At 71.8% G+C, this 8,989-nt stretch carries 7 protein-coding genes and 1 pseudogene; 3 read left to right on the forward strand and 5 right to left on the reverse strand.

Going from position 1 to position 8,989, the window contains the following annotated elements; all coding sequences use genetic code 11:
* Positions 1-101 precede the first annotated feature (101 nt).
* The 5 genes from D3105_RS12370 to D3105_RS12390 form a co-directional block, all read right to left on the reverse strand.
* Positions 102-1,772: a uroporphyrinogen-III synthase gene (locus tag D3105_RS12370; RefSeq protein WP_118903305.1), complete on the reverse strand. Its 1,671-nt coding sequence runs from the start codon at positions 1,770-1,772 to the stop codon at positions 102-104.
* Complete coding sequence (gene hemC, locus D3105_RS12375; RefSeq protein WP_118903307.1) at positions 1,769-2,755, reverse strand: hydroxymethylbilane synthase; 987 nt, start codon at positions 2,753-2,755, stop codon at positions 1,769-1,771. Before hemC ends, D3105_RS12370 begins: the two co-directional genes overlap by 4 nt.
* Positions 2,752-4,260 carry a glutamyl-tRNA reductase gene (locus D3105_RS12380; protein ID WP_118903309.1) on the reverse strand — a complete coding sequence of 503 codons (1,509 nt, stop codon included), beginning with the start codon at positions 4,258-4,260 and terminating at the stop codon, positions 2,752-2,754. Before D3105_RS12380 ends, hemC begins: the two co-directional genes overlap by 4 nt.
* Positions 4,257-5,018, reverse strand: a complete 762-nt coding sequence (locus D3105_RS12385) for a redox-sensing transcriptional repressor Rex (protein WP_006125458.1) — start codon at positions 5,016-5,018, stop codon at positions 4,257-4,259. The genes D3105_RS12380 and D3105_RS12385 overlap by 4 nt, the downstream gene beginning before the upstream one ends.
* A gap of 257 nt (positions 5,019-5,275) precedes the next feature.
* Positions 5,276-5,566 (reverse strand): glutaredoxin family protein, encoded by a 291-nt coding sequence (locus D3105_RS12390; RefSeq protein ID WP_118903311.1) that lies wholly within the window; start codon positions 5,564-5,566, stop codon positions 5,276-5,278.
* 157 nt (positions 5,567-5,723) lie between these two features.
* Between D3105_RS12390 and D3105_RS12395 the strand changes: the two genes are divergently transcribed.
* From D3105_RS12395 to D3105_RS12405, 3 genes and pseudogenes are all read left to right on the forward strand, one after another.
* Positions 5,724-6,671 (forward strand): HAD family hydrolase, encoded by a 948-nt coding sequence (locus tag D3105_RS12395; protein WP_118903312.1) that lies wholly within the window; start codon positions 5,724-5,726, stop codon positions 6,669-6,671.
* Positions 6,672-7,062: 391 nt separating this feature from the next.
* On the forward strand, positions 7,063-7,842 hold the full coding sequence (locus D3105_RS12400) for an ECF subfamily RNA polymerase sigma factor, BldN family (protein WP_032766607.1): 780 nt from the start codon (positions 7,063-7,065) through the stop codon (positions 7,840-7,842).
* A gap of 243 nt (positions 7,843-8,085) precedes the next feature.
* Positions 8,086-8,989 (forward strand): annotated as a pseudogene (locus tag D3105_RS12405) (DUF5667 domain-containing protein); the annotation flags it as partial.

Consider the following 8,989-nt stretch of genomic DNA (forward strand, 5'->3'; position numbering starts at 1 on the left):
CGATAGACCCGTACGCAGCGCGGTCTTACCGACACGGGTGCCGGGAAAGGCGGCGGGCCCGGCCGCCGAAGCGACCGGGCCCCCTCACTTTCGTACCGCCGTTACGTCGTCGTCCGGCGCCTGCGCGCACCCGGGCGCCGCTCGCTCGGCCGGGTCACCGGGTCGCCGGCCTCCTTCGCCGCGTCCCGGCGCTGCGCGCCGAAGGCGGCGAGCGCCTCGGCGAGCTTGTGCACCGACGGCTCCGGGGACAGCACGTCCACGCGCAGGCCGTGCTCCTCGGCGGTCTTCGCGGTGGCCGGGCCGATACACGCGATGACGGTCACGTTGTGCGGCTTGCCCGCGATGCCGACCAGGTTGCGCACCGTCGAGGACGAGGTGAACAGGACCGCGTCGAAGCCGCCGCCCTTGATCGCCTCACGGGTGTCGGCCGGCGGCGGCGAGGCGCGGACCGTGCGGTACGCGGTGACGTCGTCGACCTCCCAGCCCAGCTCGATGAGCCCGGCCACCAGGGTCTCGGTGGCGATGTCGGCGCGCGGCAGGAACACCCGGTCGATCGGGTCGAAGACCGGGTCGTAGGGCGGCCAGTCCTCCAGCAGCCCGGCGGCGGACTGCTCGCCGGAGGGCACCAGGTCCGGCTTGACGCCGAAGTCGATCAGCGCGGCCGCGGTCTGCTCGCCGACGGCGGCGACCTTGATCCCGGCGAAGGCCCGGGCGTCGAGACCGTACTCCTCGAACTTCTCCCGGACCGCCTTGACGGCGTTCACGCTGGTGAAGGCGATCCACTCGTAGCGTCCGGTCACCAGGCCCTTGACCGCGCGCTCCATCTGCTGGGGCGTACGCGGCGGCTCGACGGCGATCGTCGGGACCTCGTGCGGCACCGCACCGTAGGAACGCAGCTGGTCGGAGAGCGACGCGGCCTGCTCCTTGGTCCGCGGGACGAGCACCCGCCAGCCGAACAGCGGCTTGGACTCGAACCACGCGAGCTGATCGCGCTGGGCGGCGGAGCTGCGCTCCCCGACCACGGCTATGACCGGCCGGTGGCCCTCGGGCGAGGGGAGCACCTTGGCCTGCTTGAGGGTCTGGGCGATCGTCCCGAGGGTCGCCGTCCAGGTGCGCTGGCGGGTGGTGGTGCCCGCGATCGTCACGGTGAGCGGGGTGTCGGGCTTGCGGCCCGCCGAGACGAGCTCACCGGCGGCGGCCGCGACCGCGTCCAGCGTGGTGGAGACCACAGCGGTGGCGTCGCTCGCGCCGACCTCGCTCCAGCACCGGTCGGAGGCCGTACGGGCGTCGACGAAGCGGACGTCCGCGCCCTGCGCGTCGCGCAGCGGCACCCCGGCGTACGCGGGCACGCCGACGGCGTTCGCGATGCCCGGGACCACCTCGAAGGGCACCCCGGCGGCGGCGCAGGCGAGCATCTCCGCGCCCGCGTCGCCGTCCAGACCCGGATCGCCCGCGACGGCACGGACCACCCGCCTGCCGCCCTTCGCGGCCTCCATGACAAGATTGGCCGCATCCCTGAGAACGGGTACACCGACGCTTGTTGACGAGACGTCAACAAGCGTCAGCTCAGGCGTGCTCACGCCTTCCCGCGCATGGCTGCGAACGACGTCGAGCACATCGGGCTCGGCGACAAGGACGTCCGCGCTCGCGAGCGCTTCGACAGCGCGCAGAGTCAGCAGTCCCGGGTCGCCGGGACCGGCGCCGAGGAAGGTGACCTGGCCTTGGGCGGACAGGACCGGAAAGTCGGATGCGGCGGGGCCGGTGGGGCTCAAAGTGCTCGCTCCCCCATAAGACCGGCCGCACCCTTGGCGAGCATCTCGGACGCGAGTTCGCGACCGAGGGCCGCCGCGTCGTCGTGCGACGTGGGGACGGGACCGGTGGTGGACAGCTGTACGAGCGAGGAACCGTCGGTGGAACCGACGACTCCGCGCAGGCGCAGTTCGTTGACAACCTGCCCGTCGGCCAGGACGTCGGCCAGCGCACCCACAGGTGCGGAGCAGCCGGCCTCCAGGGCGGCGAGCAGGGCGCGCTCGGCGGTCACGGCGACCCGGGTGTACGGGTCGTCGAGCTCGGCGAGGGCGGCGGCGAGGTCGGCGCTGGACGCGGCGCACTCGATCGCCAGTGCTCCCTGGCCGGGAGCGGGCAGGACGGTGTCGACCGGCAGGAAGTCGGTCACCTCACCGCTCCGGCCGAGACGGCTCAGCCCGGCGGCGGCGAGGACCACCGCGTCGAGCTTGCCGTCACGCACGAACCCGATCCGCGTGTCGACGTTGCCCCGGATGGGGACGGTCTCGATCCGCAGTCCGTGGGAACGGGCGTACGCGTTGAGCTGCGCCATGCGGCGCGGCGAACCGGTGCCGATGCGGGCGCCGTCGGGCAGCTGCTCGAAGGTCAGCCCGTCCCGGGCGACGAGCGCGTCCCTCGGGTCCTCGCGCTGCGGCACGGCGGCCAGCACGAGGTCGTCGGGCTGGCTGGTCGGCAGGTCCTTGAGCGAGTGGACGGCGAAGTCCACCTCGCCGCGCGCGAGCGCCTCGCGCAGGGCGGCGACGAAGACGCCGGTGCCGCCGATCTGCGCCAGGTGCTCGCGGGAGGTGTCCCCGTACGTGGTGATCTCGACGAGCTCGACGGCGCGCCCGGTCACCTCGCGGACCGCCTCGGCGACGAGCCCGGACTGGGCCATGGCGAGCTTGGAGCGCCGGGTGCCCAGCCGGAGCGGCGCGGCGCCCCGCGCGTCCGGCGATGAGTTGTCGGTCATGACCGCCCTCTATTCGGGTCGTTCAGGTCGGCCCGGGAGACGGCGGCCACCGTCTGCGGGTCGAGGTCGAAGAGTTCTCGCAGCGCGTCCGCGTACCCGGCGCCGCCGGGCTCGCTGGCGAGCTGCTTGACCCGCACGGTGGGCGCGTGCAGGAGCTTGTCGACGACGCGGCGCACGGTCTGGGTGATCTCGGCGCGCTGCTTCTCGTCCAGGTCGGGGAGGCGGCCGTCCAGCCGGGCGATCTCGCCGGCGACCACGTCGGCGGCCATCGTGCGCAGGGCGACCACGGTCGGAGCGACGTGCGCGGCGCGCTGAGCGGCGCCGAAGGCGGCCACCTCGTCGGAGACGATCGTGCGGACCCGGTCCACGTCGGCGGCCATCGGGGCGTCGGCGGACGCCTCGGCGAGCGACTCGATGTCGACGAGGCGCACCCCGTCGATGCGATGGGCGGCGCCGTCGATGTCACGCGGCATGGCGAGGTCGAGCAGGGCGAGCCGGACCGGACCGGTGGACTGCGCGGGCACGGTGACCCGGCGCGGCGTCGCCGGACCCGCGTGCGCGGCGGAGGCGGCGGAACCGTTCTCCACCCAGGCGGCGTGCTGGTCGACGTCGTCCGGGGCGGGGGCGTGGGCGGTGACCGCCGGCGCCTCGGGCGCGGCGTCCAGGGTCACGCCCAAGGCGTCGGCGAGGGCGTCGGCCGTGAGCACGAGGCCGGTGGAACCGGTGCAGGAGACGACGATGTCGGCACGTGTCAGTTCGTCGCCCACCGCGGACATCTCGACGGCGCGGGCGCGCACGGCGGTGTCGTCGCCCTGCTGGAGGATCTCCACCAGGCGGTCCGCGCGGGCGCGGGTCCGGTTGGCGACGACGATCTCGGCGACTCCGGTCCGGGCGAGGGTCGCGGCGGCCAGCGAGGACATCGAGCCGGCGCCGATGACCAGGGCGCGCTTGCCCCCGGCCCACAGGGCGGGGTCGGCCCCGGCGGCGAGCTGCTGGAGCCCGAAGGTGACGAGCGACTGCCCGGCCCGGTCGATCCCGGTCTCGCTGTGGGCGCGCTTGCCGACCCGCAGGGCCTGCTGGAAGAGGTCGTTCAGCAGCCGTCCCGCGGTGTGCAGCTCCTGGCCGCGCGCGAGCGCGTCCTTGATCTGGCCGAGGATCTGGCCCTCGCCGACGACCATCGAGTCGAGCCCGCAGGCCACCGAGAACAGGTGGTGGACGGCCCGGTCCTCGTAGTGCACATAGAGATACGGAGTGAGCTCCTCGAGACCGACGCCGCTGTGCTGGGCGAGCAGCGTGGAGAGCTCGGCGACGCCCGCGTGGAACTTGTCCACGTCCGCGTACAGCTCGATGCGGTTGCAGGTGGCCAGCACGGCGGCCTCGGTCGCGGGTTCCGCGGCGAGGGTGTCCTGGAGCAGCTTGGCCTGGGTGTCGGCAGCGAGGGACGCCCGCTCCAGTACGGAGACGGGGGCGCTGCGGTGGCTCAGTCCGACGACGAGGAGGCTCATGCGGGCATCACGGCGGGCATGTCCCCGTCGGGTCCTTTTCGGCCGGCGGGCGTGGCGCGCATCGGGGGCGCGCCCTCGTCCTCGGCGGTGGCGTCCTCGCCTGCCTTGCGCTGCTCGTGGAACGCGAGGATCTGGAGCTCGATGGAGAGGTCGACCTTGCGTACGTCGACGCCCTCGGGCACCGACAGGACGGTCGGCGCGAAGTTCAGGATGGAGGTCACACCGGCGGCGACGAGCCGGTCGCAGACCTGCTGAGCCGCACCGGGCGGGGTGGTGATCACACCGATGGACACGCCGTTCTCGCTGATGATCCGGTCGAGGTCGTCCGTGTGCTGAACGGCGATCCCGGCCACCGGCGTACCGGCCATGGCGGGATCGGCGTCGATCAGCGCCGCGACGCGGAAGCCGCGGGAGGCGAAACCGCCGTAGTTGGCGAGGGCCGCGCCGAGGTTACCGATACCGACGATCGCGACCGGCCAGTCCTGGGTGAGCCCGAGCTCACGGGAGATCTGGTAGACGAGATACTCGACGTCGTATCCGACACCCCGGGTGCCGTAGGAGCCCAGGTAGCTGAAGTCCTTGCGCAGCTTCGCCGAGTTGACGCCGGCCGCCGTGGCCAGCTCCTCGGAGGAGACCGTGGGGACCGATCGCTCGGAGAGCGCGGTGAGGGCGCGCAGATACAACGGAAGTCGGGCGACGGTGGCCTCGGGAATTCCTCGGCTACGGGTCGCCGGTCGGTGTGTTCGGCCAGTTGCCACGGTGCTCCTGCGGGATGAGCGGGGCTGCAGGCGGCCGTATGTCCCAAGACCGCCCCGTCGAATGCAGGCTATGTCTTTGTGAACGCGTGCACAAAGATTGTGTCCGTTTTGTCCGGTCAAAGTGACCGGGGTCACGCGCATTTCCCGCGCGATCCCGGAACCAGGGACCGCAACGGCCCGTTGCAGCCTCGAAGGGGGCAAAGCGGAACACACTCCTCACAACTACGCCCCCGAGGCTACTCAAAACGCCCGCAATGTTAACCGGGTTTCGCGTCCGCACCCAGCGCCTTGCGCAGCCTCGCCGGGTCCACGCGCCAGAACGTGTGCTGCTCGTCATCGATCAGCACCACCGGAATCTGCTCCCAGTACTCCTTGTACAGCTCCTCGTCCTCGGTGATGTCCTTCTCCACCCACGACGCACCGGTCTCCGCGCAGACCGCGCTCACCACCGCCCGCGCGTCCTCGCACAGATGGCAGCCCGGCTTCCCGACCAGCGTGACCAAACGCTCGGCGGGCTTCTTCTTCATACGTCGCAGCAGAGGACTCATGCCTCCATTCTGCGCCCGCCACGCCCCGGTTCCGGGCCCGCGCACCCCGGCCGCGGACCGTCCGGAATCGACCGATTCACCATTCCGCCCCGAAGCGTTCACGCCACCGCATCACGGCAGGTCGGGCAGGTACGGACGGACTGGCTATGCTCACCGCATGGCCGCTCTTGGATGGCTCACCCCCCGTAGGCGCTCCGCGACTGCGCGCAGTGTCCTGGCAGGCGAGGCCGCCGCCGAGGCCGCGCGCAAGACCTCGGCCGCCGACGACGACGCCGCCCTCCTGACCGGGACCTCCGACGAGGCGCCCGAGGAGCCCGCGTTCCCGGTCGCCGGGGACGTCCGCGCCGCCGCCTTCTTCGACCTCGACAACACCGTGATGCAGGGCGCCGCGATCTTCCACTTCGGCCGCGGCCTGTACAAACGCAAGTTCTTCGAGCGCCGCGAACTCACCCGGTTCGCCTGGCAACAGGCGTGGTTCCGGCTGGCCGGCGTCGAGGACCCCGAACACATGCAGGACGCCCGCGACAGCGCCCTGTCCATCGTCAAGGGCCACCGCGTCTCCGAGCTGATGTCCATCGGCGAGGAGATCTACGACGAGTACATGGCCGACCGCATCTGGCCCGGCACCCGCGCCCTGGCCCAGGCCCACCTGGACGCCGGGCAGAAGGTCTGGCTGGTCACCGCCGCGCCCGTGGAGACCGCCACCATCATCGCCCGCCGCCTCGGCCTGACCGGAGCGCTCGGCACCGTCGCCGAATCGGTCGACGGCGTCTACACCGGCCGCCTGGTCGGCGAACCGCTCCACGGCCCCGCCAAGGCCGAGGCCGTCCGCGCCCTGGCCGCCGCCGAGGACCTCGACCTGGACCGCTGCGCCGCCTACAGCGACTCGCACAACGACATCCCGATGCTCTCGCTGGTCGGCCACCCCTACGCGATCAACCCGGACACCAAGCTCCGCAAGTACGCCCGGGCCCGCGACTGGCGGCTGCGCGACTACCGCACCGGCCGCAAGGCGGCCAAGGTCGGCATCCCGGCCGCCGCCGGGGTCGGCGCGCTCGCGGGCGGCACGGCCGCAGCGGTCGCCCTGCACCGCCGCCGCCGCTGACCCACTCCCTTCATCCCGTCGCGCCCCGTGCCGCCCGCCCCGTCCGGTCACGGGGTGCAGCCACGCCCGAAGCCGCACGGCCGATCGAAAGCCGTTTCGCCGCAACCGCCGACGCCCCCTCCGGCCAGCCGGATCACCGACGCACGGCCACAACACGTCGCCCCCATAGGCAGATCACGAAGTAATCCGATCAATAAACGGTCACCATGTGCTACTTGATGCGTCACTTAGCGATAAGAGAAGCGACGGAACCGGTGATTTAGACAACTGGGTGTAGCGCTGCCTGCACGAAGCGTTATTCTCCTCAGACGCATCACGGAGACCGTCACTCGCTACCACGGGTGACGATTTTCGAACTGCTCGTGATGGAAGCTCTGCCTCTGGGAGTCCCGTGTACCCACACGTCGGGGTTGACGCCTCGGGCCTGGCTACGCTGCGTGCATCGGTCATTGACCGCTTGCGCGGCTTCGTCCCCACCGCGTACGCCGTCCCCGCATTTGCCACCCCTGCACCTGCCGGCCCTTGCTACGCCCTGGCCGAACGCAGTGCGGCGGTCGGAAGACGCAGCACCCGCGCCGCCTCGACCACCACGTCGACCGTCCGCCGCCCCACGGCCGACAGCGACAGCGCACGCATGATGGATCTCGTCGAGCGCGCGCAGGCCGGCGAGGCGGACGCCTTCGGCCGCCTGTACGACCAGTACAGCGACACCGTGTACCGGTACATCTACTACCGCGTGGGCGGCAAGGCGACCGCGGAGGACCTCACCAGCGAGACCTTCCTCCGCGCGCTGCGCCGTATCTCCACGTTCACCTGGCAGGGCCGCGACTTCGGCGCCTGGCTGGTCACGATCGCTCGCAACCTGGTCGCCGACCACTTCAAATCCAGTCGTTTCCGACTGGAAGTGACCACCGGCGAAATGCTCGACGCCAACGAGGTGGCGCGCAGCCCCGAGGACTCCGTCCTGGAGTCCCTCTCCAACGCCGCACTGCTCCAGGCCGTCCGGCGACTCAACCCCCAGCAGCAGGAGTGCGTCACCCTGCGGTTCCTCCAGGGCCTCTCGGTCGCCGAGACCGCCCGGGTGATGGGCAAGAACGAGGGCGCGATCAAGACCCTCCAGTACCGAGCCGTGCGGACGCTCGCCCGACTCCTGCCGGACGACGCCCGCTGACGCCCCCTGTCGCCCCTACCGACCCCCTGTCGATTGACCCCTGCGTGACCGTCCCGTCACGCACTGGTCCGATCATCTTTCGTGCGTAACCCAAGTGCCGCGCGCGTCGTTGTGCCGGTTGCAGGCCCCCTGTCGTCACCACCTGTCCGGCTCCGCTCACTCCATCGAGTGGAAACGCTCAAGGTGGGCAACCTTCCGGACCGCCAGGGGAGTCGACCGTCATGACGAGAGGAGGTGCCGCCAGTGATCGCAAACGTTTCGGCACACCGGCGGGCGAACGCCTTCGCCCAGGCCCTGGAGGAGCAGACCCCCCAGGGTGCGGCGGCCGCAGAGCCCGCTGAGCCGGCCGACCAGGCCGACCGCGGACCGCTGTTGGCCCTGGCGAACGGCCTCGGTGAGCTACCGAAGCCGCAGTTGGACCCCGAGGTCAAAGTGGTGCAGCGAGCCCAGCTCGTCGCCGCCATGGAGGCCATGTTCGCCGAGGGCGGCGCGTCCACGGGCCCTACGGTGCCCGTGCAACGGGGCAAGGGGGCCCACCGGGCCTCCCCACTGCGGAAACTGCGACCCCGCTCCCGCTGGGCGAAGGGGCTCACCGCCGGCGGGCTCACCGTCGGCGTCGCCGCGGGAGCCTTCGGCGGAGTGGCCGCCGCCAGCTCCGACGCCCTCCCCGGTGATTCGCTGTACGGGCTCAAGCGCGGGATGGAGGACATCAGCCTCGGCATGGCCAAGGGCGACGCCGACCGCGGCGAGGCCTATCTCGACCAGGCCTCCACCCGGCTCAGCGAGGCCCGCAGACTCATGGAGCGCGGCCGCTCCGGCACCCTGGACCACGAATCCCTCGGCGCCGTCAGACGCGCACTCAACGGCATGTCCCACGACGCCTCCGAGGGCCACCGCCTGCTCCGCTCCGCCTACCAGCGCGACGGAGCGATCGGCCCCATCCAGACCCTGGACACCTTCTCCCGCTCGCACCGCGACACCTGGAGCAGCCTCCGCGACCGGCTGCCCGTCCAGCTCACCGACGTCCGCGACGAGGTCACCTCCGTCTTCGACGCCATGGACGAGGAAGTCGCGCCGCTCCAGTCCCTCCTCCCCCGCCCCCCCCGGCGAGGACAAGGACACCGGCCGCTCCGACACCACCACCGCC

Origin of the sequence: Streptomyces globisporus (assembly GCF_003501885.1) — a bacterium.
In the GTDB taxonomy this organism is placed as follows: domain Bacteria; phylum Actinomycetota; class Actinomycetes; order Streptomycetales; family Streptomycetaceae; genus Streptomyces; species Streptomyces globisporus_D.

What these genes read in the sequence shown, in the direction of transcription:
- D3105_RS12390 (WP_118903311.1), bottom strand. Translation starts at nt 5,566, where the DNA reads ATGAGTCCTCTGCTGCGACGTATGAAGAAGAAGCCCGCCGAGCGTTTG.
- D3105_RS12395 (WP_118903312.1), top strand. Translation starts at nt 5,724, where the DNA reads ATGGCCGCTCTTGGATGGCTCACCCCCCGTAGGCGCTCCGCGACTGCG.
- hemC (WP_118903307.1), bottom strand. Translation starts at nt 2,755, where the DNA reads ATGACCGACAACTCATCGCCGGACGCGCGGGGCGCCGCGCCGCTCCGG.
- D3105_RS12380 (WP_118903309.1), bottom strand. Translation starts at nt 4,260, where the DNA reads ATGAGCCTCCTCGTCGTCGGACTGAGCCACCGCAGCGCCCCCGTCTCC.